The organism is Alteromonas sp. ABH4_457, assembly GCF_056160625.1.
On the sequence record NZ_JBSWXN010000006.1, the window covers coordinates 446,840 to 471,500 of the forward strand.

At 47.7% G+C, this 24,661-nt stretch carries 18 protein-coding genes; 4 read left to right on the forward strand and 14 right to left on the reverse strand.

Annotated features, from left to right (window positions below):
* Positions 1 to 2: 2 nt before the first annotated feature.
* The 6 genes from ACXAGR_RS17385 to ccoN all read right to left on the reverse strand — a co-directional run bounded on the left by ACXAGR_RS17385 (position 3) and on the right by ccoN (position 6,204).
* Entirely contained in the window at positions 3 to 2,384 is a 2,382-nt protein-coding gene (locus ACXAGR_RS17385) for a heavy metal translocating P-type ATPase (RefSeq protein WP_474844217.1), read from the reverse strand.
* A complete protein-coding gene (locus ACXAGR_RS17390; protein WP_474844216.1) occupies positions 2,381 to 2,860 on the reverse strand; it encodes a FixH family protein in 480 nt (159 codons plus the stop codon). The genes ACXAGR_RS17385 and ACXAGR_RS17390 overlap by 4 nt, the downstream gene beginning before the upstream one ends.
* Before the next feature lie 153 nt (positions 2,861 to 3,013).
* Positions 3,014 to 3,973, reverse strand: a complete 960-nt coding sequence (ccoP, locus tag ACXAGR_RS17395; RefSeq protein ID WP_349586571.1) for a cytochrome-c oxidase, cbb3-type subunit III — start codon at positions 3,971 to 3,973, stop codon at positions 3,014 to 3,016.
* A gap of 4 nt (positions 3,974 to 3,977) precedes the next feature.
* The gene (locus tag ACXAGR_RS17400) at positions 3,978 to 4,151 is read right to left on the reverse strand and encodes a cbb3-type cytochrome oxidase subunit 3 (protein WP_119501393.1); all 174 of its coding nucleotides are present in this window, start codon (positions 4,149 to 4,151) and stop codon (positions 3,978 to 3,980) included.
* Between the two features lies 1 nt (position 4,152).
* Positions 4,153 to 4,758 carry a cytochrome-c oxidase, cbb3-type subunit II gene (gene ccoO / locus ACXAGR_RS17405; RefSeq protein WP_303574681.1) on the reverse strand — a complete coding sequence of 202 codons (606 nt, stop codon included), beginning with the start codon at positions 4,756 to 4,758 and terminating at the stop codon, positions 4,153 to 4,155.
* Positions 4,759 to 4,770: 12 nt separating this feature from the next.
* Positions 4,771 to 6,204 carry a cytochrome-c oxidase, cbb3-type subunit I gene (gene ccoN, locus ACXAGR_RS17410; protein ID WP_349586566.1) on the reverse strand — a complete coding sequence of 478 codons (1,434 nt, stop codon included), beginning with the start codon at positions 6,202 to 6,204 and terminating at the stop codon, positions 4,771 to 4,773.
* A 230-nt stretch (positions 6,205 to 6,434) separates the two neighbouring features.
* Between ccoN and ACXAGR_RS17415 the strand changes: the two genes are divergently transcribed.
* A complete protein-coding gene (locus tag ACXAGR_RS17415) occupies positions 6,435 to 6,887 on the forward strand; it encodes a hypothetical protein (RefSeq protein ID WP_474844214.1) in 453 nt (150 codons plus the stop codon).
* A gap of 32 nt (positions 6,888 to 6,919) precedes the next feature.
* Here ACXAGR_RS17415 and bfr (ACXAGR_RS17420) read toward each other — a convergent pair whose 3' ends face one another.
* The 3 genes from bfr (ACXAGR_RS17420) to ACXAGR_RS17430 all read right to left on the reverse strand — a co-directional run bounded on the left by bfr (ACXAGR_RS17420) (position 6,920) and on the right by ACXAGR_RS17430 (position 9,569).
* Positions 6,920 to 7,387, reverse strand: a complete 468-nt coding sequence (bfr, locus tag ACXAGR_RS17420) for a bacterioferritin (protein ID WP_474851536.1) — start codon at positions 7,385 to 7,387, stop codon at positions 6,920 to 6,922.
* Complete coding sequence (gene bfr, locus ACXAGR_RS17425; protein WP_119501389.1) at positions 7,387 to 7,863, reverse strand: bacterioferritin; 477 nt, start codon at positions 7,861 to 7,863, stop codon at positions 7,387 to 7,389. Before bfr (ACXAGR_RS17425) ends, bfr (ACXAGR_RS17420) begins: the two co-directional genes overlap by 1 nt.
* A 128-nt stretch (positions 7,864 to 7,991) precedes the next feature.
* Positions 7,992 to 9,569, reverse strand: coding sequence for a cation:proton antiporter domain-containing protein (locus ACXAGR_RS17430; protein ID WP_474851538.1), 1,578 nt, complete (start codon positions 9,567 to 9,569; stop codon positions 7,992 to 7,994).
* A gap of 247 nt (positions 9,570 to 9,816) precedes the next feature.
* Between ACXAGR_RS17430 and ACXAGR_RS17435 the strand changes: the two genes are divergently transcribed.
* Together ACXAGR_RS17435 and ACXAGR_RS17440 are read left to right on the forward strand one after the other, a co-directional pair.
* A complete protein-coding gene (locus ACXAGR_RS17435; RefSeq protein ID WP_474851540.1) occupies positions 9,817 to 11,445 on the forward strand; it encodes an FMN-binding glutamate synthase family protein in 1,629 nt (542 codons plus the stop codon).
* A gap of 65 nt (positions 11,446 to 11,510) precedes the next feature.
* Positions 11,511 to 11,933 carry a universal stress protein gene (locus ACXAGR_RS17440; RefSeq protein WP_119501386.1) on the forward strand — a complete coding sequence of 141 codons (423 nt, stop codon included), beginning with the start codon at positions 11,511 to 11,513 and terminating at the stop codon, positions 11,931 to 11,933.
* A gap of 21 nt (positions 11,934 to 11,954) precedes the next feature.
* Here the strand turns inward: ACXAGR_RS17440 and ACXAGR_RS17445 are convergent, their stop codons facing one another.
* On the reverse strand, positions 11,955 to 12,311 hold the full coding sequence (locus ACXAGR_RS17445) for a hypothetical protein (RefSeq protein WP_474851542.1): 357 nt from the start codon (positions 12,309 to 12,311) through the stop codon (positions 11,955 to 11,957).
* Between the two features lie 471 nt (positions 12,312 to 12,782).
* Between ACXAGR_RS17445 and ACXAGR_RS17450 the strand changes: the two genes are divergently transcribed.
* The gene (locus ACXAGR_RS17450; RefSeq protein ID WP_474851544.1) at positions 12,783 to 15,767 is read left to right on the forward strand and encodes a TonB-dependent receptor; all 2,985 of its coding nucleotides are present in this window, start codon (positions 12,783 to 12,785) and stop codon (positions 15,765 to 15,767) included.
* 58 nt (positions 15,768 to 15,825) lie between these two features.
* On the opposite strand, the gene ACXAGR_RS17455 is transcribed toward ACXAGR_RS17450, so the two are convergent.
* From ACXAGR_RS17455 to ACXAGR_RS17470, 4 genes are all read right to left on the reverse strand, one after another.
* A complete protein-coding gene (locus tag ACXAGR_RS17455; protein ID WP_474851546.1) occupies positions 15,826 to 17,346 on the reverse strand; it encodes a M20/M25/M40 family metallo-hydrolase in 1,521 nt (506 codons plus the stop codon).
* A 134-nt stretch (positions 17,347 to 17,480) separates the two neighbouring features.
* Positions 17,481 to 17,837 carry a hypothetical protein gene (locus ACXAGR_RS17460; protein WP_474851548.1) on the reverse strand — a complete coding sequence of 119 codons (357 nt, stop codon included), beginning with the start codon at positions 17,835 to 17,837 and terminating at the stop codon, positions 17,481 to 17,483.
* 120 nt (positions 17,838 to 17,957) lie between these two features.
* Positions 17,958 to 20,024 (reverse strand): S9 family peptidase, encoded by a 2,067-nt coding sequence (locus tag ACXAGR_RS17465; RefSeq protein WP_474851550.1) that lies wholly within the window; start codon positions 20,022 to 20,024, stop codon positions 17,958 to 17,960.
* Between the two features lie 1,512 nt (positions 20,025 to 21,536).
* Positions 21,537 to 24,650: a glycoside hydrolase family 2 TIM barrel-domain containing protein gene (locus ACXAGR_RS17470; protein ID WP_474851551.1), complete on the reverse strand. Its 3,114-nt coding sequence runs from the start codon at positions 24,648 to 24,650 to the stop codon at positions 21,537 to 21,539.
* Positions 24,651 to 24,661 lie beyond the last annotated feature (11 nt).

Genomic DNA, 24,661 nt, shown 5'->3' on the forward strand with positions numbered 1-24,661 from the left:
CGTTACTTTAACAGTCTCGTCGAATTTGTTACTACCAGAATACTACTCAGACTCATACCAATCACCGCCATCCACGGCGTCAGGATGCCGGACACTGCAAACGGCAGGATAACCAGATTGTAGCCTACGGCCCATCCCATATTCTGCCTGACTGTCGCTTTTACTCTTCTGGCCATCAGAGTAAGGTGTCCGAGTACAGCCAGCTTATCATTTAATAAAATCACATCCGCGGCACTTTTTGCGATATCCGTGGCATTACCCACTGCAATGCCAACATCAGCCGCTGCCATCACCGGCGCGTCGTTAATACCATCCCCCAGCATCATGACATGACGGCCCTGCCGCTGAAGGGCTGTCACGGCGTTTAATTTATCTTCAGGGCTGTTCCCGCCTGTGGCTTTGTCTACAGGTAAATTCGCTGCAATGTCGTCAACATTTTGCTGAATATCGCCACTCAGAATTATCCGCTCCAGTTGCGCCAATTTGCTCAGGCTGTCTGCGGCATCCGCTTTAATTTTATCTGCTACACGAAAGGCGGCAACGGGCACACCGTTTTCGGTAAGAAACACGTTAGCGGGAAAGGGCGACAGGCCGGCATCAACACCGGTGAAAGAAGCCGAACCGGCTTTATAACTGCGGCCATTGCATTGCGCGCTGATGCCCATTCCGGCCACAACGTCAACTTGGCTCAGAATTAATCCCTGATTGTTATCAGAAACAAAGGCAGCGGCAACCGGATGTTCTGAACGGGACTCTATTGCTCCCATCAAAGCACGGATTTCATTTTCCCGTGCCGGTTCAGCAAACCAGCTGTTTATCTGAGCAAACTTTCCTTCGGTCAGCGTTCCGGTTTTATCCAGCACCAGGGTATCTACGTGGTTGATTTGCTCCAGTGCATCGGCTCTTTTCAATAAAATGCCATGCCGGTTAAGGTTTGCCATTGCGCAGGTGAGGGCAGATGGCGTAGCCAGCCCCAGCGCACAGGGGCAGGTTGCTACCAGTACCGCGATGCTGATCCAAAAGGCATTATCATTACCCTGCCAGTGCCAGTAAGCCCATGAAGATGCAGCCGTAATCAGTACTACGGCGACAAAATAACTGGAAAAGCGGTCAGCCATAAGAGCGACCCGGGGCTTCGCAGCCATAGCGGTGGATTGCAGACGGATGATCTGATTTACCAGCGCAAATTTTAACGCCCTGGTTACCGTTACCGTTATTACGCCGGTACGGTTTACCGTACCCCCGAACACCGTATCGCCGGTTTGTTTACGCACCGGATTAAACTCGCCGGTAAGCATCGATTCATCGGTTTCACTGGCACCGTCAGTCACAATACCGTCTACGGGAATGGTCTCTCCGGCTTTGACCACAACAACATCGCCGGTTTTGAGCGATTTCGCCAGTACCTGTGTTACGGTGTTATCCGCAGCCACCTGATTAGCGGTTACCGGAATATACTGCAACATATTCGCTGAGATCTGCGCGGCGCGGTGCCTGCTCCGGTGTTCCAGAAAACGACTCAGTAAAAGCAGGAAAATAAACATGCAAACTGATTCAAAATACACTTCGCCGCGACCGGTAACCGTTGCAAACAGACCGGACAGCCAGGTACCCAACACTGCAATACTCACCGGTACATCCATATTCACGGTCCGGGCCGACAAAGCCTTAAGCGCGCCAACGTAAAACGTACTGCCGGAATACAGCACCACCGGTGTGGTCAGAACCAACGCTATCCAGTGAAAATAAGACCGTGTCTGTGCATCCATTGCATCGAATAAATCAAAATACAGGGCCGCCGCCAGCATCATTACCTGCATGGTCATCAGACCTGCGAGGCCGAGTTTTTTCAAAAAGCGCTTATCTTCCGCTTTGTATGAAGCTTCATGCTGGTCCGGTTGAAACGGCAGCGCCGGGTAACCAATACGCCGTAGCGTAGCCATGATGCTGCTGAGCGATACTGCCTCAGGTTGCCATATAACCACTGCGCGTCGCTGTGCTACATTCACCGCAATCTGGCTGACACCGGTGATACGCGACAATTGCTTTTCAATCAGCCAGCCGCAGGCCGCACAGGTTATGCCTTCAAGAGTTAGCTCAATATGCTTGTTATTACCGTTATCAACGACGAACTCTTCCTGTAAGGCAGGCTCGTCATAGACAGACAGTTTATCCAGTGTTTCGCTTAATGCTGCATCACCTTTAGAGGCCGGTTCAGTGCGGAAGCGGTAATAGTCTTCCAGTCCGTTCCCGGTGATGGCCTGAGCCACGGCCTGACAGCCCGGACAGCAAAAATGACGTTCCTGCCCGAGTACAAATGCAGTATACGGCTTACCGGGTATATTAGGCTCGCCACAGTGGTAACAAGAAGAGTCGTCGCTCACGGGTTAAACTTAATGATACCGGAGGCCGGTAATTGGAGTGTATTCTGGATTTTCCATTCTTCATCCAGCGGTGTGAGTGAAACGCGCCATTTACCCGACAAAACGGTATCCGTTGTGCCGCGGTACACGCCACCGGCATCACGGGTAAGTAATAATTCGGTATCCAGTGATTCCAGGGTTACGTGGAAAAAGGTCAGTTTCAGTGCGGCACCGGATTGGGGAATACCGGAATGAAACTTCAGCGCGACGCGGCTTCCTTCAATGGTGAGATCGGTGGTGATATTCAGCTTTTTCGCCCGTTCGACTTTGTCCAGACGCACATTGATGGCTTTTCCTTCTTTGTAATAGTCGTCAATGACCAGACTGTCTTCACCGGAAGTGGCAAAATGGATGAGAAAACCGCTCATAATGACTGTCAGCACAGGTACCGTGATCAGGAACCAGGGCCAGAATTGTTTATACCAGGGCGTCTGCATATCACCACTTATTTAACTGCGCACATCTGAAGGTGCAAGATTACAGGAAATAAAACTTACTATGATGATTTCCATCAAGTTCTGTTTGTATTTTCACACAAAAAAGCCCTGAAAACAGGGCTTTTTGAATGACAGCAGTGTAATTAACCAGGGTCAGTTAGACAGGCTGTACACGTAGGCGGCGACAACGTGAATTTTGTCATCACCAAGGGTTTTCTTGAATGAAGGCATCACGCCATTACGGCCGTAAGTCAGCGTTTCAGTGACCGATTGTTCAGAAGAACCGTACAGCCAGATATTGTCCGTCAGATTCGGCGCACCGAGTAACTGGTTACCTTTACCGTCCATGCCGTGACAGGCAGCACACACCATAAAGCGGGCTTTTCCGTCATCAATCAGCGCAGTCATTTCAGGCTCCTGTTCCCGGCCACTCAAACTGAGTACATAGGCAACCGTCTCTTTGATACCTTGCTCACCCATGGAAGCAATCCATGCAGGCATAGCGGCCTGACGACCCAGTGTAAGGGTTTCAACAATTTTTGCGCCACTGCCTCCGTAAAGCCAGTCGTCGTCGGTGAGGTTAGGGAAGCCCACATTGGCGCCTCTTGCATCAGAACCGTGACACTGTGAACAGTTTTGTAAAAACAGACGCTGTCCTACTTTTACTGCTTCAGGATCATTGGCCAGTTCTTCAACCGGTACTGCCGCGTATTTTTCGAAAATCGGGTCATACAATTCCGCAGCCTGATCCAGCTCGCGGTCGTATTTAACCAGTAATCCGTTCTCTTTCGCATCAGCACGGGCCTGAGCAGATTCTTCCAGTGACTGGATGTTCTGGTTCGAACTTTTCCAGCCAAGGAAACCCTGCCATGCACCTAACCCCGGGAACAAAGCGAGATACACAAAGCCCCAGACGATACAAACGTAAAATAAAATAGTCCACCAGCGGGGTAACTGGTTATTAATTTCTTCGATACCATCGAAGACGTGCCCCATGCCTTCACCTTCTGCTACACCGGTTTTATTAGCCAGTGCCCAGCGTAACAGGATGAAGCAGCCGATAATGGTACCCAGTGTGATCACTGAGATCCAAATTGTCCAAAACGTGCTCATGAGTTCAAGACTCCTGCTTATTCTTTTGAGATTTCTCTTTCACTTCGTCGGCAAAGGGCAGGTTAGCCGCTTCATCGAACCGCTTTTTATTGCGACCGCTGAACGCCCACCAGACCACACCAATGAAGCAAACAAACACTACGACAGTAAAAATGCTGCCCGCTATTCCCTGATCCATATCAGTTCAGATATGTGCCGAGGGATTGAAGGTAAGCAATCAGGGCCTGCATTTCTGTTTTACCCTTTACTGCCGCCTGTGCACCGGCGATATCATCATCGGTGTAAGGCACACCAAAGCCGCGGAACACTTCCATTTTCTTCGCGGTATCTTCACCGCTGAGCGTATTCTCTGCCAGCCACGGGAAACCGGGCATGTTAGACTCCGGTACCACGTTGCGGGGATTAATCAGGTGAACACGGTGCCATTCGTCACTGTAGCGGCCACCAACACGCGCCAGGTCAGGACCGGTGCGTTTTGAACCCCACAGGAAGGGATGCTCCCATACCGACTCACCGGCTACTGAATAGTGGCCGTAACGTTCTGTTTCAGCACGGAACGGACGAATCATCTGGCTGTGACAGCCAACACATCCTTCACGGATGTAGATATCGCGGCCTTCCAGTTGCAGTGCTGTATAAGGTTTTAATCCTTTTACCGGCTCAAGTACCTGCTGCTGGAACATCAACGGCAAAATTTGAACCAGGGCTCCCAGGCTGATGGCAATCAAAATGAGCACAGTCATCAGGCCAATGTTTTTCTCAATTATTTCATGTGGATTCTTCACAACAACGACTCCTTATGCTGCCTGTGCGGCGGGTTCAGCTGCAATGCTGCCCTTGGGCGCACGTACAGTTTTCCAGGTGTTGTAGGCCATCACCAGCATGCCGGCAACCACAAACACACCACCGATAAAGCGCACCACATAGAAGGGTTTGGAGGCTTCCAGTGACTCAACGAAGCTGTAGGTCAGCGTTCCGTCGGCGTTCACTGCACGCCACATGAGACCTTGCAGTACACCGGACATCCACATGGCAACGATGTAAAGCACCACACCAATAGTAGCCAGCCAGAAGTGCACGTTCACCAGTTTGGTGGAGTACATTGCACGTTGTCCGAACAATACAGGAATGAGGTGATATACAGAGCCGATGGACACCATGGCTACCCAGCCCAGTGCGCCTGAGTGAACGTGACCGATAGTCCAGTCGGTGTAGTGAGACAGCGCATTGACGGTTTTGATGGCCATCATCGGACCTTCAAAGGTCGACATGCCGTAGAAAGACAATGAAACAATCAGGAAGCGCAACACCGGGTCGGTACGCAGTTTGTGCCATGCACCTGACAATGTCATGATCCCGTTGATCATGCCGCCCCAAGAGGGAACAAAGAGGATAACCGACATCACCATACCCAGGGACTGCGTCCAGTCTGGCAGCGCTGTAAAGTGAAGGTGGTGAGGACCGGCCCAGATGTATAGCGAAATCAGAGCCCAGAAGTGAATAATGGATAAGCGGTAAGAGTATACCGGGCGTCCCGCCTGTTTAGGCACGAAGTAGTACATCATGCCAAGGAAACCCGCTGTCAGGAAAAAGCCAACCGCATTGTGTCCATACCACCACTGCATCATGGCATCCACCGCACCTGCATACAGTGAATAAGATTTCGTGAAAGAGACCGGAATCGCCATACTGTTACCGATGTGCAGCACTGCTACGGTAAGCATAAACGCGCCGAGGAACCAGTTTGCTACATAAATGTGCGATACCTTACGAATGATGATGGTACCGAAGAAGTTTATGATGTAAGCAATCCAGACCAGCGCGATAAGGATATCGATAGGCCATTCAAGTTCAGCGTACTCTTTACTGGCGGTAATGCCAAAGGGCAAAGTTGCAACAGCAAGAACGATAACGGCCTGCCAGCCCCAAAAGGTAAAGGCAGCAAGTTTGTCGCTGAATAAACGTACCTGACTGGTACGCTGAACAATATAATAAGACGTTGCAAACAGTGCGCATCCGCCGAAAGCGAAAATGACTGCGTTGGTGTGTAACGGTCTTAATCGGGAAAACGTCAGCCAGGGTGTATCGAAGTTAAGTGCAGGAGCAAACAATTGCGCAGCAATAAATACTCCCAGCCCCATGCCGATAATACCCCAGACAATTGTCATGATGGTAAATTGCCTGACTACTTTATAGTTGTAATCAGGTTGTGCTTGGCTTATTTCACTCATTTGATTGATATTCCACTTCAATGGTAAATGGGTTTCCAACTGCCGGATTCCGGTTTTGCGCAAGTTGCAGGCTTAACGCTTGACCTTTTTAATTCTGTTGTAATTATAGACAGGTCAGCTGGTACGCGGATAATAAGATTTTTATTTACAAAAAGATACCATAAACTAGTCGGGGTTGATCTCCGTCAAAGGTAGTAATAAACCGTCGCTATTTACAGTATAATTTTCACATGAAAACAACAAAAAAAGCGCAAAAATTCATCATCCCCACACTCATTCTGATCCTGGCGCTGGGTGTGTATCTTTCAAAGCAACAGGTAACAACAACTGACACAGATAACGGTTTAGGCAATCCGTGTACATTTGTCAATTTGACCTGTGAAATTGGCCATGAACAAAATAAGGTTTCTGCCACATTTGAAAGTATACCGGAGGCAGAAGAATCGATAACAGTTAACTTTTCTTTACCCTTTTCTCAACAAATTGAGAGTGTTTGGATTGAAGGGGTAAACATGTATATGGGCAAGGTGCCGGTGCTGGCTGAACGGATAAAAGAAGGTAGCTGGTCCGGATGGTTTATGCTGGGTAGTTGTTCTGAGCCACAGATGCGCTGGAAAATGTTGATCCATGTAAAAGATAAACCGGACCCCTACGTGATGTTCTTCGAAACAAAAATGCCCTGAACAGGTCAGGGCATTTATCGAAACAATCCGGCTTACATCTGCGAGTGCATGTAAAGCTGCAGACCCAGGCGCTTAATCAGGCCCAGTTGCTGTTCCAGCCAGTGAGCGTGATCTACTTCCGTGTCGTCAAGTAATTCAACCAGGATATCACGGGTAACGTAGTCATTTTCCTGTTCACACAAAGCGATAACTTCTTTCAATTTCGCATCGACTTCGTATTCAACGCGTAAGTCACTTTCCAGCATTGATGGTACGTCGTGACCAACCCTATAGCCGGTACGGGTAACCATGTCAGGCGTGCCTTCTAAAAACAGCATGCGTTCAATCAGTTTCGTGGCATGGCCTTTTTCGTCATCAAACTCATGGTTGATGCGCTCGTAAAGCTTGTTCAGGCCCCAGTCCAGATACATCTGAGAGTGAATGAAATACTGATCCATTGCTGCCAGTTCATAAGACAACAGCTCATTCAGCGCGTCATTAATTTTCGCGTTACCTTTCATTAGTCATCTCCCTCAATCTGTTTTAGCAGGTACGTTTCAAGACCCATTGCATCAATCTGATATTCCTGGGTTTCAATCCAGTCGAGATGCTCTTCTTCGTACTCCAGAATATCTTCGAGCAGGTCACGGCTTACGTAATCCTGCTTTTCTTCACAAAGCTTGATGGCATCTTTCAGCAGGGGAATTTGTTCCAGCTGAAAACGACTGTCGCACTTAAGCATCTCTACGGTATCTTCACCGATATACAGCTTGCCCAGTGCCTGCAGGTTCGGAAGTCCTTCTAAAAACAGTACGCGCTCAATGATAGCATCAGCCTGTTTCATGTCTTTGATGGACTTCTTGTAATTCTTTTCGTTGAGCTCGCCGAAGCCCCAGTTTTTAAACATCCGTGCATGCAGAAAATACTGATTAATGGACGTCAGTTCACTGGTCAATACTTCGTTGAGTTTCGCGATGACTTGTTTATCGCCTTTCATAACGGTATTCCTTAAATTAACTACACACAGTATATGGCAATCTTTGCGTTAAATCAAAAAAATCTTTATAAATCAATAATATGCAAATGATAACAATTTCCATGTCGTCCTGTGTTCTTATTAGTCCTCTATTTACCAGATGAATCATTAACATAAGCCAATGATTCTTCGGCAAAACCCAGGCCTGCCTCGGTAAAAAAGTTAAATACCTTGTCTACACCTTTACTTAATAAGGTTTCCACCTCATCTTCATAGCGGGCGATGGCAGCGATTTTACCGGTGTATCCCGAGAACTGAAGCTGTCGGGTAATATTCACCGCGTCCTCAATAGAAGGTAAAGCAAGCAGGATCAGTTTTACATTGGAGGTATCAAGGTTTTCCCACAAGTCCACGTCTTCACCGTCTCCGCAGATAACATTGAGTCCTTCCTGTTGCAGGCGGTTAATTTTAACTCTGTCGGCATCCATTCCCCATACAGCAGAGTCGGCCAGTTTATGCAGAGAGTTAAATGCACCCAGACCTACACGGCCCATACCGATAACAAGGAACTCGGCATTGGTGACCACCGGATAAATGTCTTCTTTGAGGCGGACAGGACTTTCGAATTTCTGAATGCCGTTTTTGATACGCAGATACCGGCTGTGACTGTTCCGGTACATGATACTGGTGATTACAAATGAAATAGAAACGGCCAGCGCAATAATGACCAGCCAGCTTTCGCTCAACATTCCCAGACTTACTGCTAATGCGGCGACTATGAGGCCGAATTCACTGTAATTCCCCAGCACCAGTGAAGTGAGATAGCTGGTTCTCGCCCGTAAGCGCAGCCAGGTGAATAAACCAAAGAAAAGCGCGGCTTTAACGGCAAGGAATACACACAAAATAAGTGCAGCCATGATCATATTGAAATCCGGCAGGGCCGTGAGGCCGATAGACAGAAAGAAGCCGATGAGAAACAAATCCTTAAAAGCCAGCAATGATTTGGACAACTCTGTGGCTTTGGGGTTTTTAGCCAGAATGATTCCGGTGAGCAGGGCGCCGAGATCCCCTTTAATATTCACCAGGTCAAACAGGTGGTATCCTCCCAGCGCAAGCACAAACCCGGTAAGTGGCAGTAACTCGCCGTGACCTGATTTATCGATAATACGGTTAAGCAGCGGCATCAGCGGAAATACAGCCAGTAAGCCCAGCGCATAAACAGACGGCAGTTTACCCGTTGCAGCGACAAGGAACACCACAGCAAACACATCCTGCATAACCAGTATGCCGATGGCCAGTTTTCCGTGGCGGGTTTTGCTCTCTCCGCTTTCTTCCAGGACTTTTATAACACAAACGGTACTGCTGAAACTTAACGCAAAGGCAATCAGTAGAGCTGATTCAAAAGATATGTCACCAAACCAGAAAGCAGCAACAGCAGCCAGTATGTAGAGCGCTCCGGCAACGATACCAACCCAGATAAGTGTATGGGCGATACTGCCGGCCCAGACTTCACGTTTGCTGAGATCGCGGACATTAAGCTTCAGGCCGATGGTAAACAACATGATGGTGATCCCGAGATCTGCAATATGTTGCAGCTCGCCGGTCATTTGTTGTCCCGCTGCATTCAGCGCGAAACCGGCAACCAGATATCCTACCAGAGGTGGTATGCCTATCATTTTCACTGAGAGTCCACATACGAAAGCAAAGAGAAGAAATGTATATTCCATGAAACCCGCTGATCTATTCCGGTTTAAAAAAGCCTGATAAAAGGATGCGATAACAGCATCATTTTGTAAATCTTTGATTGTGCTTATTTATCTGATCTGCCTCAACGATATCGATGGTTCTTTACGGTAAGATGGCGGCATAAAATAAATACCCTGTGAGCGAAAAAATGCCTTTCTTTTCATGATCTTTGTTATGGTCTTGCGCTTAAAAGCGTAATACGGCGCAGTTATTACCGGAACAGGCACTATGCACAAACGAATTATTGTAAGTTTAACCCTTATCTTTTTGATTAATGCCGCTCTGGCAGTGATCTGGCATTATCTCTTGTGGTTGCTTCCTCTCACCGGACTTTGTCTTCTCATTGCACTTTATGATCTGACGCAGAATCACCATTCAATTTTGCGGAATTTTCCTTTTATCGGCAGAGGCCGCTGGCTGGTAGAAGGCTTACGTCCTTTCATCCAGCAATATCTGCTTGAGTCTGAAACTGACGGTAAGCCCATCAGTCGCATGCACCGCTCAATTGTGTATCAGCGCGCAAAAAATGCTACAGACAGTTCACCATTCGGTACTCAGCTGGACACCTATGAAAATGGGTATGAATGGATTGGACATTCTCTTTCAGCAATGGAAATTGATGAAATGGAAGAGGATCCCAGAGTAGTAATCGGCTCTTCAGCCTGTAAACAGCCCTATGCATCCAGTGTGCTGAATATTTCAGCCATGAGTTTTGGCGCACTCAGTGCTAACGCTGTACAGGCGCTGAATAAAGGTGCAGCCAAAGGTGGTTTCAGCCACAATACAGGTGAGGGCGGTCTGACACCGTACCATCTGGAAAATGGTGGCGATGTGGTATGGCAAATCGGTACAGGATATTTTGGTTGCCGTAATGATGACGGTACCTTTAATGCGAAATTATTTGAAGAGAAAGCCCGTCACCCGAATGTGAAAATGATAGAAATAAAACTGTCTCAGGGGGCTAAGCCGGGCCACGGCGGTATTTTGCCTGCACATAAGAACACACCGGAAATTGCCCGAGTCAGAGGTGTTGAACCCGGCACTCAGGTGGACTCGCCGCCAAGACATACCGCATTCTCAACGCCTCTTGAAATGATGCATTTTATCCGCGATTTACGGGATATGTCAGAGGGGAAGCCGGTGGGTTTTAAACTGTCACTGGGACGAAAGAGCGAGTTTATCGCCATTTGTAAGGCTATGGTGGAAACCGGTATATGTCCGGATTTTATCACCGTAGACGGCGGTGAAGGCGGAACGGGTGCAGCGCCGCTGGAATATGCCAACTCTATCGGCTTTCCGCTGCGTGAAGCTCTGGCATTTGTGGATGACTGTCTCACCGGATTTGATTTAAGGCGGGAAATTAAACTCATTGCCTCAGGGAAAATAATTACTGCATTTGATTTGGTCAAAAACCTGAGCCTGGGAGCAGACTTATGTAACAGTGCCCGGGGAATGATGTTGTCTCTAGGTTGTGTGCAAAGTTTGTCCTGTAATACAAATAAGTGTCCTACCGGCGTAGCAACCCAGGATCCGAAACTGGCAAGAGGGCTGGTTGTTGAAGACAAATACGAGCGCGTGTACCGATTTCATAAAAAGACGGTTACTGCTTTTATGGATATTCTGTCTTCCACCGGCCATCAGTCTCATTCGTCGTTGAACCGCACGCATATTTTCCGCAGGGTTAACCAGACACAGGTAATGCGCTACGACGAGATTTTTCCGCTGGTAAAACGGGGCAGTTTTTTAACGGATAAAATTGCTGATGCATTCAAACTGCATGTGGCAGAAGCCAGCCCTATGAGTTTTATGCCTGTGAGTCATCTGGCAAAAATAGAAGAAGACACCAAAGCGGTTTAAATTTGATGCGTATCAAGATTGTTGTCTGACTTTGCTCTATAGTGAAAGAAAAACCGGAGACATTTATGGCTGCTTACGACTCAATACTAGTTGCTATCGATATTTATTCTGATTATGAAGGCGTGGTTCACCGGGCTATGCAACTGGCGGGTAACAACGTGAAGCTGAATCTGCTTTATGTTGTCTATCCCCAAACCAGTATCGAGCCTTACGGGCTGTTTCTCGAAAGTGATTTTTCTGATGAGATCTGCCAGCAGGCAAAAGAGAAACTTGAAGGGATCGCGCACCGGCATAACATTCCGGTTTCTCACACTCATGTGGTTGTGGGCGCTGCAGCCGATGAAATCCATGCCGCAGCGGAAAAACTGGGAAGTGACTTAATTGTCATCGGTACACACGGTCGCAGTGGCATGCGGTTACTGTTGGGATCCACAGCGAATGCGGTGTTGCACGGTGTGAAAACAGACGTGCTGGCCGTGAAAGTTTAACGTCAGGACACCCGGGCGGTGTCACATTGACGCCGCCTTCTTTCCTTCTTCCAACTGGCTGTTAACCAGTTCTGTAACTGTGCTTTCAATAAGCTTAAGATGGGAGTGATGCACTTTCGCCTGCTTTTTGTTTTCATTAGACACGGTCTCAAACAACACATCATCTTCTTCACTCGACACTTTCACCAGTACGTCATTATCGTCACCGTTCACCGGCACTACAACGTAGAGCGGTTCATTATGGGATTCAATGTACGTGAATACCTCTTCAGCAGAATGGAAGGGTGACTTTTTCTCAGGTTGAAGCTTCCAGTGTGACGACTGGGTAAGGACTTCAGCAAGCAACTTAGCGTGTTTTTCTTTGATTTCCGATGACATAGTAATAGCTCCTGTTTGCAGTTACTTTTGCTACGGCATGATAACGAAAACAGATTGATTTCTTGCTGCATTTGCTATTCTTTTTGAATAATTACGTTATAAATAATGCCGGACATACGGAATAAAAAAATACTTGCGTACTTCCCATTTATACAGATATTCATTTCATTCTAAAGTCTATAACCTCAGGTTATGATTCATGACCGGCTTAATTCATTACTTAAAACGCTGTTTAACACTTAAACAGCCTAAAATGATGTGTTGGCTATGGATATGCCGGCGGCTTCTGTTTTTTCTTGCCCTTCGTTTCAGATCTGACATTTGAATTATTGTGATAAATTATTACTGCATAATAAATATTTTTGAACAAAGTATTCTTGACTGGGCGCAATCCTGTCTGTTAAATGTTCAGTCATAATAAAAACGTAACGTTCCGGTAATAATAATTCACACATTACAACAGGTGTCACTATGAAAAAGGAAAAAGCACGTTTCGCGGCACGCTATCTCACCAGACAAATCCGGCAAACATGGAAGACCGCATCTTTCGCCGCGCCTTTATGTCTTGCTGTAGCCGCCGTATCTTCACCCGCTTTAGCGCAACAACAAACAGGTAGTATTAAGGGGCAGGTGACCGCCGGCGACGGCAGTACCAGCGTCGCGGGTATTCAGGTAGTAGCCAGCAGTCCCGTCATGCCAAAAGACCGCTCTGCCACAACGCGGGAAGACGGTACATTCACGATGCCATTTCTTGTACCGGGAGAGTACGAGGTCACATTTACGCTTCCCAATGGCGATACCCGGCAGTTCAGCACCAGAGTGTTGCTAGAGCAGGCTTCAGCAATCAACTTCGTTTATTCGCCGGACAACACAGAGGTGATCACCATTACCGGCAGTCCCTTTGTGACTACCGGCGATTCATCTCTCACCAACTCCTTCGGTGCAGAAGTCATTCAATCTCTGCCGACCGGTCAGACATACCGTGACATGCTGAAAATTCTGCCCGGCGTAGAGTATTCTGAAAACGGTACTCTCGGTCCGTCTGCAGGTGGCTCCGGTGTTGATAACAGTTACGGCTTTGATGGTGTCGACCTTTCAATGCCCATGTTCGGGAACTTGTCCTCAGAACCTTCAACCCATGATATTGCCAGCGTTTCGGTAGATCGCGGGGGCGCAAAAGCTGTTGGCTTTAACCGTTCAGGCGGTTTCGCAGTTAACTCGGTATCCAAATCAGGGACTAACGAATTTCATGGCAGCGTGGAATACCGTATTCAGCCTTCTTCGTTTTCTGCAACGCCCAAAGACGGTGTTATTGAAGATACAGACAGCAGCTGGATTGTTGCTTCTGTGAGCGGACCGCTGATTGAAGATGAATTGTATTTCTACGGGTCTTTTTACCGCCCGGTTGTCGACGGCAGCAGCAAAGAAACAGCCTACGGCGCCACAAAAGATTATAAAAGTGAACGGAATGAATATTTTGGTAAGCTCACCTGGGCACCTACCGCTGATGTGCTGTTAAATGCCAGTATCCGTGATTCTGAAAGGAACGTGTCCGGCTCGTCAATTGGTGAATTCGAAGCAGACAGTGTATCAGTGGGTTCAGACTCTAACCTGAGTATCTACTCGCTGGACGGCTCCTGGCTGATTGGTGATTCCAGCATTTCCTTCAAATACGGTAAATATAAAGAAGACTTCATCGACACGCCGGACACAGAACTAACCGGAGTTACACCGGTTATCGGCGACTCAATTGATATTGATGCACTGGACGAGATAGGATATTTCAGTGTGCCCAGTATCCGGACTGGCGACCTGACTGCTGATGATATTCAGTTTAATGCTGGTGCGTTACCACTGGTGCAACAATACGGCTACGTGGGCGACGACGGTGAAATGACAGGTGGCGGTGGTGTCGGTGCTTATTCACAGTATAACCGGCAGTCTTTCGAACGTGAAAGTTTTGAGCTTGCTTTGGATACTGAGTCCATGTTCGGAAACACTTATCACACCATTCATGCCGGCTTTAAATGGGAGGAAATTTCCGAAGATCTGGCAAGGCTATCTAACGGCTGGGGTTTCATAGAGTACGTTGGTGGTATAGATGCCGAGTATCCCGGTGCCTACTACGTTGCGCAGGTTCAGCAGATGAGTCTTGCGGTAGACGGATCGGTTACACCGTCCATTGTGTCTTCGGCAGAGTCCTTCAATTTTGAAATCAACGATACCATTGAACACGGTGATTTTACGTATAACGTGGGCTTACTGGTTTCAAAAGATGTACTGTACGGGCAGGGCCTTGCTGAAAACAGTGAGAATATTTCCGGATATCAAGTTGCGCCGGGAAACCCTTATAAAATGTACACTGTAGACTGGAAAGACATGGTGCAGCCCCGGTTAGGCGTAACCTGGGAATACGAAGATGAGAGCACTGTTTTCGCCAACTATGCCAGTTATAACCCCAGTGCCAGCTCCCTGGCCCGTGCCGCGTCCTGGGACAGAAATTCCCGTGCAACGGTTGAGGTTCAGTTTGATGAAAATGGCGATTATCTGGCATCAGGTAACAAAGCCGGCTCATCAGGTAAGTTCTTTGCCGATAACATGCGTCCCCGCAGAATTGATGAGTACACTGTAGGAACGACCCGTGCTGTGAGCAATAATCTGATGTTGCGTTCACACGTACGTTTCCGTTACGGCAGCCATTTCTGGGAAGATATGCCAAACAACGCCCGCCTGTTTGGTGAATATGAAGGTGGCGCAGTACCTGAAGATATCGCCGCGAAAGGGCTATATATCGACAATCTGGATGAGTTACGTGCAGAAGTAGGCGGCTCTTCCTATGTGGTCGCAGAAGTAGACGGTGGCCAGACCAAATACTGGGAATGGAGCACTGAAGCAGAATGGTATGGTGAACGTACTTACCTGAATGCGTCTTATACCTGGAGTCATTACTATGGTAACTTCGACCAGGACAGCACCACCACGACTAACGATGCGAACAACTTCATCGGTTCTTCGTACTACGGTGACGGTGTAGGCCGTATGCCCTGGGACAACCGCTACGGTAAGCTGATAGGCGACAAACCCCATAAAGTGAAAGTGTTCGGTTATTACACCACTGACTGGGAAGCCAATATCGGTGCTTACTTTATCTTCCAGTCCGGTGAAGCCTGGACAGCATGGGATGGCACACCTTACGGTTATACATCAGGGGTCAGCCGATATGCAGAACCTGCGGGAAGCCGCCGTGGTGCAAGCCACTGGCAGCTGGATATGAATTATACGCAAAACTGGGATGTGAGCGACTATACCGTGAAGTTCCGTGCAGATCTGTTCAACGTGTTTAATAAGCAAACCGGTTACAACTATAACCCGTACGTTGTTTCTGAAGAGTTCGGTCAGCCAAGAGATTATTACAATCCGCGCAGACTGCAACTGTCAGTCACCGTACAATTCTGATCTCCCGGAAGCAAGGACAGAAAGTAAGACCGCCGGAAGGCGGTCTTTTTTTTATCTGTTAATCCTGCGTCAACGGCGTTGTGAACATTTGATACAGGGTTTCAGTACCGCTGAAGAAGTTGCCCAGCCTGAGGTTTTCATTCGGTGCATGCTGGTTGTTGTCTGCATTCACAAGGGGAAGCAGAATGACCGGTTTTTGCAAACCGGATACCAGCGGTGAGGTAGGTACAGTGCCTCCCATCATGGGAATAATAACCGGTTTAGAATCACTGACATGAGACAAGGCTGTTAATGCCCATTGTCCCAATGGTTCATCCAAGGGCGTTTGCAATGCAGCCGTTCCGGTATGCGAGATAAAGCGGGCAATACGGGGATATTCCGCCCGTTCTTTCGCTGTCGGCGCATCTTCAACCAGATGATAGCCCTGTGCGATGACAAAATCTCTAACCAGTTTTATCTGACGTTCTGCAGTCGATGTTTTTGTTGTACGGATATCCATTGTCACCGTTGCTGTAGCGGGAATAATGGTACGGGTCGCTTCCGTGCTGGCAGCAGAAAGCCCGTTTATATTTAAAGACGGGTAGTTAATTGCCCGCTGGTAGTTTCCGGCCACTTTCTCTGTTGTTGCAATGCCCAGCCGCTTCATTAAAGCCGCTTCATCTGCGGGAACGGCATCCAGTGCGGTGGCATAATCATCATCAAATTTAACTGCATCATAGTAGCCGGGAATCGTCACCCGGCCATCATCATCTTTCATCTTGCCAAGCAAATCAGCCAGCAGGAAAGCCGGATTGGCAGCGTAGTTACCATAATGGCCGCTATGGCTGTCGGATGCCGGACCAAATACAGTCAGTCTCACCATAGAAGCACCACGGTGACCAAAAACCAGTGTAGGTTTGTTTGACGGATGCATTGGTCCGTCCAGCATAACGACTCCATCGGCCTGAAGCTGGTTTTTATTACGGTTAATCACATCGATTAGGGTAGGAGGCCCGCCTTCTTCATGTGAATCAAGGAGCACTTTGATATTCACAGCCGGCTTTTTGTTTTCCGCTTTCAATGTATCAATAGCAGCCAGCAACATCATAATGGGTGCTTTATCATCAGAGGCTGAACGGGCAAATATGCGCAACTCAGGATCCGTTGTGAAGGTGAGGGCAGTCACAGGTTTACTTTGCCAGCTGTCACCTTCGAGGGTTTTAAGCACTGGCCGCCACGGACTTTCCTGATCCCACTGTTCCGGATTTACCGGCTGTCCGTCCATATGTGCATAGAACAGTACGACCGGCGCATCTTCACCTGCTTCCATGTATTCGGCATATACCATAGGTGTCTGACCATCAGGAAGAAGCTTGGCATTCAGCCCGTGTTTCCGGTAAGTACCGCGGGTCCATTCAGCCACCGCTTTAATATCAGACGGCGATTCTTTCGCTACGTTGGGTAATGTCAGGTATTTAAGATATTCAGGAAGAATGTGTTTTACAGCATCTTCGGTGCCGGCAGATACCGGCGCTGAGAAAATACTGACAATCGCCGCACTGAGCAGCGACTTACGCAGAAAAGAAAAAGGTCTGTCCATGATGAAATTCCGGGTTGAATGCGTGTGTGAAATACCATTCTGAACAGAATTACACCATGTTAAAAGGTATCCTAACCGGATTATCTGTGTTTTTGGCTATAAAAAGGATATTTATCCTAACCTTACGACTTTGATCATCCGTAACAACGCTCTGTAATATGGGTATAGATTTGCGTTTCAAATTCCCGCACTATTTTATAGAACGCATTGGGTTCGTCTCCCTTGTGCATGCCATTTATTGTCATGGCATAGCCGGAAATTTTGCCGCCAAGCGTTTTATTCAGCATACGGGTTTCGTAGCCATCAATATTAAAATGGAACACATCATCAGTGGCTTTAAACCCGGATACAAAAGGTTCACTTTGAATCGTTTCCGCCACACAGGAAAGTGTAACCGGGGTAACATAAACGCGGTCTAAACCGGCCATATTATTTTCAGGCTGGCAGGCAAATAAAAAAACAGGCGTTAACAGAGGAAGAAATTTTTTCATAGCAACATCAATGGACAATCAGGCGGCTATAATGCGAAGAAGTCAGCGGGGAGTCAATGCGGAATAAGACAAAAGGCCGCGCCTCTGAAGCAAACGGCCTGTTAATGGAACAATTAAGGATTATTTTTCCTGTTTAACAGGTGCCTCCGCTACCGCGGGGTATTTTTCGAACCAGGCCAGTACATGTTTTACTTTACTGATCATCTGACTCGGACGGTTTGAAATGAAGTGATAAGCCCCCGGCATTTCAACCAGCGCGGTATCAATCTTCCGTAAAATCAGAGCGCTGTATAACTGTTTAGCTTCAGACAACGGTGTACGCATATCCGCATCACCAACCATTACCAGCGTAGGTGTCTGAATATTTCCGACCAGAGAAACCGGCGAGAACTTCCAGTAGGTTTCTGGATTTTCCCACACCTGACCCGGATAGCGGTAATCAGCATAACCATAATAATTATCTGCCGTGAGCAATTTGCTGATCCAGTTCATCACCGGCTTCACGACTGCAGCAGCTTCGAAGCGGTTATTCTTACCAATCATCCAGGCTGACATAATGCCACCGGCACTGCCTCCGGTAACGTACAACTGATCTTCACTGGTATAACCGCGTTTAATCATTTCATCAACGCCGTCCATGACATCCTGATAATCTTCACCGGGATAGTTATTAAACAGCAGGTTTCCGAACTCTTCACCATAGCTGGTGCTGCCACGGGGATTCGGATAAAACACGACGTAGCCTGCTGACGCATAGAGCTGAATTTCCGGAGAAAAACGATCGCCGTAATTTGAGATAGGACCACCGTGATTTTCAACAATCAACGGATAGGTTTTACCTTCTTCATAGTCAGGCGGAAACGTCACCCATCCCTGAATGTCACGGCCATCGGCAGTAGACTTATACCATACGGTTTCAGTGCGGCCCAGGTTACGGTAGGCCAGAATATCCTCATTTAACCCGGTCACCAGTTCAGGCTTCGCATCTTTCTTAGCAAGCATGGCAACATCAGCAGGGCGGTAAGGGGTAGTGTGGGTATAGGCAATGACACCCTTGCTATTTACGCTGAAACTGCCGCCGCCGTAAGGTCTCGCCACCGTAGTACCACCCACATTGTCAGCCAGTTTTTTAACTTTGCCGTTTAGTCCGGTAACAGCAATTTTCGTGTTGCCATGGTCATCATACTGAAAATAGATCCCTTGCTTATTCCAGACCGGATTGCTGACCGAGCGATCCAGTTTTAAGTCAATTTCTTTCTTATCAGAACCGTCGACATTCATTACGTATAATCGGGTTGTCTGATAAGCCATCAATTTATCGGGGTAGCCAAGCCAGGCGATTTTTTTGCCGTCAGGGGAAAGGACAGGGTGGTGATCAGGCCCGGTTTGGGTGGTGAGTTGCTTTACAGCGCTGCTATTTATATCTACAGAATAGATATCGGTATTGCGGAAATTATGCTCTGCATCCGGTTGTCTGTTTGCTGAGAAAACCAGATTATGACCATCAGGCGTCCATTGAGGCTGACCACGATGCTGAAAATCGCCGGAGGTGATTTGTCTTGGAGTGCCACCATCAGCCGGCACCACAAATAAATGCGAAAATCCGGGCTCAATGTAACCCCGACCGTCCTGTTCGTACTTCAGACGGTCAGTAATACGCGGATTAGCAGCCCATTTGGCACCTTCAGGTTTGGCCGGCATTTTAACCATTACCGGCGGTGCAGACGGCACCAGCATCGAAAACGCAATCGTTTTACCGTCCGGAGACCAGCTTAAACCCGATGGAGCACGCTCAAGTTCGGTTAATCTTGCAACTTTGCCATCCCTGACGCGATAAACAAAAATCTCAGCGCCGTTTTGACCCTTTCTGGTGTACGCAATCCGTGAGCCATCAGGCGACCATACGGCATTGCCTTCACTGATATCATCAGTTGTCAGCTTCATGTGCTCAGAGCCGTCAGCATTCATCATCCACAGATTACCGGTACGTGCATCGGACATGATATCCATTCCGTTACGGCGGTAAACGATATGCTTTCCGTCAGGCGATATCTCAGGCGCAGAAGCCCATTCAAGCTCAAAAACATCCATATCCGAAAATACAGGTTTGGCAGGCTCAGTGGTTCCGGCTGCTAATGCGCTGCAACTGAATAAACTGATAAGAGAACAGAGGTGGCGAAGTTTCATTGTTATTGTGTGCCTTTTATTATTTGTTAGCTGTATCGCTTTTTGTATCGTAAAGCAGCAAAGGCATCAGCGGCTTTACGATCATCACCGGTTAAACAGGATAAATGGCAGCGAAATCTATGACCATGAGATGGTCGCTACTGGCGAATGCCACTTAATTTGAGAATCTCTGCCAGCGACAACTTCAACGAATCAATGAGTTATAAATTCTCTGGAAATTCACTGTCACTTAAAACGAGATTAATTTTTCACAGCCTGTTGTTCCGGCTATAGGATTTGCTTCAAGATACTTCTGATAGAACAAGTCGCAGTAAGAATCCTTATTAAGGTGACTATGTTTAAAAAACACAAGTAAGTCATGTGGTAGTCACACAAAAATCTCGTGCTGGCAGAAAATCTCATTTTATGTGGCAGTATTCACAAGGGTTTGATTAACAATAGTATTTCTACTCTTAATTTAACATAATATACATTATGCGTAATTAAGTGTTAATGCGGATTGGGGCGGCACAGTGTCGCTTCCGGCTGTTGAGATATTGGCTAATACACAGCCGTGCAGCTTTGTGCTCGTTGGCCTTTCGTTGCGGTTCACATATCTGCCGGAATCATGCGCACTTATAGAAAGCATTCGAAATGAATTCTCAAATGTTCCTTTAGCTTGTATTAGCGACTTACAGTGGCTTAGTTCCATTACCATTGCCGTTACCGTTGTCTACGATAAATGAAACTTCTGACACCAGACTTCAGCGTTCTTTTGATTCCCTGAAAGCCTTCTATTACTCAGCATGCAGCTTATCTAAATTGATATTCTCCGCATGTGCGGATTTTGGTTAACAAAGTGCCTGATTGTTACGCGGCGCTACGTAAAATCTGAGAAAAATTGCGACCACAAACCTTGCAGATTTCACGTAGCGCACGATTCGTTTTCAGGCGTTAAACATGACTTTTGAAGTATGAATTTCCAACAGCTTGTCAGAATCTGCGCTGCCGGATTTTAAGAGTTGTACCGAGTTTAATGCCGATAAGAGCTTTCCGGACATTACCAGACTCATACACGGCAAACGCCGTATAAGTAAATCTGATCCATACGATAAACTGTGGATGTGCCAATATATCGGCAAAATGGCGTTATGTGGAAATTACTGTAAATCTGATGTTTTGCGTGTGATGGCTTGATTTGAATTGTTTCCGAAGTTCTTTATTGAATCATTCACCAGGCACTTGAACGTTTGTACGAAGCCTGAAATTAGAGATATTCAAATATTTTCGCGACACTGGATAGATACACAGACTTCTTGCAAACAGATACTTTTCATCTATGAATTCATCACGCATGATAATTCCAGTTATCATGCGTGATGTGTATAATTATTTATTTTAATCATGTACTTAAGTGATTTTTAGAACAAGTTCAGCTTATCCGCAGATAAACGAAAGCCCGCTTTAGCGGGCTTAAAATTTTTAGCTGGAGCCTAGAAAACTACTTACAAACGCTCTCAATCTACTCGTTTGTTAATTCGCAGAAGGCTTCAGCACAAAACTGTACTGATAATCACGCCATGGCAGCGTGTAGCGATACAGCGGCGACTCTCCCCAGGAGTTAGTGCCGCCTACGCCGCGCTGGCGGTAGTCGATATACAGGAACGTATTTTCAGACTCAGGGATCTGATAGCCGTGAAGCCCCTGCTTTTCGAACTGGTCATAATCAAACAGGTTGTCTTTCGCCAGGTTAAAGCCAAATGTTGGTTCACCGAATACGCTGAAACCTTCCGCATCACCACCGCTGAAGTCTGCCTGATACACAAAGGCACGATGACCATTCTCCTGCGGTCGGGCATAGTCGTGACCTAACTGTTCAACAGAGCGTGAGTAGCGACCAAACACAGCCGAGTGGTTCCGGTCCCGGTAATTTTCGTGGGGCCCTTTACCAAACCAGCTAACCTCGTCGTACTCTCCAATTAACTCCAGACGATAGCCAATGCGCGGCAACTCAGGGTATTTCTTGTGCGCGGCCGCATAGAAATTCACGCTGACTTCCATTGTACCGTCGCCGGCAATGGCATAGCGGGTGAAGTAACGGCTTTCTATTGCTTGTAGTGCATGTTCAGTGTTGATAACAATCCGGTTTCCCTCTTTTCCGGAGGAAATCGAAGTCAGTGTCGCGTCTTCATAAAGCTTCTGATATACCTTTGCTTTTTCTGGATACTTCTCACCAAAATCGTTATCTGTAGGTGCCCGCCAGAACCACGGCACCATAGGGGATGCCAACTGTTTATCACCGTCTGCTTTCCACTGACTCAGCCAGCCGGTTTGCTTATCAAACGTAAAGGCTTGCTTTCCGGCTGTAACAGTAATGGCATCAGACGCCGCGTTCACGGCTGGTAATTTACCTTCGCCGAGAGACGGAGCGGCCGCCATAGCATTGATCGCCAATGGAAGCTGTTCAGTCGCTATCGCAACATCGCTGGCATAAAGCTCGCTGTTCTGCTTTGGATAGAATCGGAACGTCAGATAGTAGCGCTTCCCTTCCCGGGTTTTGCTGGTAAATGCAGGAAGCGTAAACGTGCCTGACTGTTGCGGAGCGATATCTAAATTATCAATGTCGCCCTGAGCCACTGTTTTGCCGTCCTCCTCCAGCGTCCAGTTTAATGAAAGATCATTCAGCGAGGTAAAGTAACGGCGGTTGAACACCCTGACCTGACGCTCGCTGCTACCAGCAAACGATACTTCCACATCCTGATAGACATATTTCACTTCTTCAGCGTGGGGATGCGGTTCGCGATTCGCATTCATTACACCGTTCGCACTGAAGTTTTCATCGTGGTAAACGCCTTCAGGTTCGAAGTCACCGCCGTACCCCAGATAGGTGTTGCCATTCTTATCAGTTGTTTCGATAGTCTGATCAACCCAGTCCCAGATAAAGCCGCCCTGAAGCGCCGGGTATTTACGAATAACCTGCCAGTAATCATAAAGTTCGCCCACCGAGTTGCCCATTGCGTGTTCATACTCACAAAGGATCATCGGACGGGTTGGATCTGACAGCGCATAATTTTCCAGCAGCGGAATAGACGCATACATTTTGGCGTACATGTCGGTGTGAGATTTGGTGCGCGCCTGATCTGACATAACCGGACGATCGGTGCGGGTTTTCAGCCAGTGATAAAGTTGTTCGGTGTTCGGGCCATCACCGGTTTCATTGCCAACAGACAAAATTACCACCGAAGCATGGTTTTTACTGGCTTCATACATGTTGCGAACGCGGTCAAGAAAGGCGTCTTTCCATGCAGGGTTGTTCACGATGTGTTTTTCAGGATCGTAATTACTATCAGTGGCACCGAACGCGTGAGCTTCCTGATTCGCTTCGTCAACCAGGTATAGTCCGAGCTCATCAGCCAGTTCATACCAGGCAGGATTATTCGGATAATGTGAATTCCTGGCGGCATTAATATTGTGTTGCTTCATCAATAATATGTCGCGGCGCATCGATTCACGGGTGATTACGTGACCGGTGCGAGGATCATGCTCATGACGGTTTACGCCTTTAATAAGAACAGGCTCACCATTAATCAACACATTGCCGTTTTTCAGCTCACTGCGTCGGAAGCCGATGCGTTGCCAGGCATATTGTGCTGTTTCACCTTCGCCGGCGATAATTTGCAGATCATACAAATTCGGTGTTTCAGCCGTCCACTTCTGCACATTGGCAAGAGTGGCTGACGCCGAACAGTCAGCACCTTCCCCGTCGCCCTGCCAGACCAGCTTGTCATCGTCCAGCAGACGGTAGCTGACATTACACTGTGACAACGTGACGTCAGAATCGGTTTCTATATCGGTGCTCAGAGAAAGTACACCTTGCTGGTAACTGTCATCCAGTGTGGACACGACTTCAATATCGCGGATATGTTGTTCTTTCGGCGTGCGATACAGATACACATCCCGTTCAATTCCGGATAACCGCCACATGTCCTGCAGTTCCAGATACGTGCCGTCAGACCAACGATGCACTTTCAGCGCAATGAGGTTATCGCCGCTTTTTAATTTGTCAGTAATATCAAATTCGGCGGCGGTTTTTGAATCCTGGGAATAACCCACGTACTCGCCGTTTACCCAGATTGAAAAAGAAGATTTAACTGCGCCGAAATAAGCGACAACACGATCACCGGTCCAGTCATCCGGCAAGGTAACGTGCTTGCGATATAAACCGGTGGAGTTATTTTCGGAAGGGATTTGGCCAGAAGGCGTTTCCGGACCATAATCGAGGCGGATATTCACGTAATTCGGATATCCATAGCCGTTTAGTTCCCAGTTTCCCGGTACAGGGATCTCGCCCCAGCCTTTTTCAGCGTAGTCAGGGCGCATGAAATCATCCGGCGCGGCCTGCGGATTTTCCGCCATTTTAAATTGCCACGTGCCATTAAGAGACAGGTAATCATTGCTATCCCAGGGCGTTGATACAAATTTCCCGGGATCTTTTGAGAATGCGAAAAAATGCGCCCGTGGCGCGAGACGGTTCTTTTGTAAAACCTGCGGATTTTGCCAGTCAGGGAGGTCAGCGTTTCCGGACTGAGCCAGAACTGCTGCCGATGGCGTCAACACAGTACAAAGTATAAGGAATCTTTTAAACATAGCTATCCTGT